Source organism: Paenibacillus camelliae (assembly GCF_023715345.1).
In the GTDB taxonomy this organism is placed as follows: Bacteria; Bacillota; Bacilli; order Paenibacillales; family Paenibacillaceae; genus Pristimantibacillus; species Pristimantibacillus camelliae.
The window spans coordinates 1-445 of record NZ_JAMBNY010000052.1 but is presented as its reverse complement, the minus strand read 5'-3'; the positions used below and the strand labels follow the sequence as shown (position 1 = coordinate 445).

Sequence of the window (445 nt, the reverse complement as noted above, 5' to 3'; positions counted from 1 at the left end):
AGCAATTAACAGTGTACCCATTAGAATTTTAATATTTTACGTTGGGGCGTTAGCGGTTATCATGTCTATTATCCCTTGGCAGCAAGTTGATCCTGATAACAGTCCATTCGTAAAATTATTCGCATTGATCGGAATTCCGTTTGCTGCGGGCTTGATTAATTTTGTAGTATTAACCGCTGCTGCTTCATCATGTAACAGTGGTATATTCTCAAATAGCCGTATGCTTTTCGGTTTATCAAGTCAACAACAAGCACCTCCGAACTTTTCTAAGACGAATAAATATGGCGTTCCACATGTTGCAATCTTTGCTTCATCAGCATTATTACTTGTGGCAGCATTACTAAACTATATTTTCCCAGATGCGACAAAAGTATTTACGTATGTGACTACCATCTCTACAGTGTTATTTTTAGTTGTATGGGGTCTGATTATCATTGCATATATC

1 protein-coding gene is annotated in these 445 nt (G+C 37.3%); it reads left to right on the top strand.

The window, feature by feature from the left end; genetic code table 11:
- A partial coding sequence (locus M3180_RS22345) for an amino acid permease (protein ID WP_251671636.1) occupies window positions 1-445 on the top strand: 445 nt, incomplete at both ends.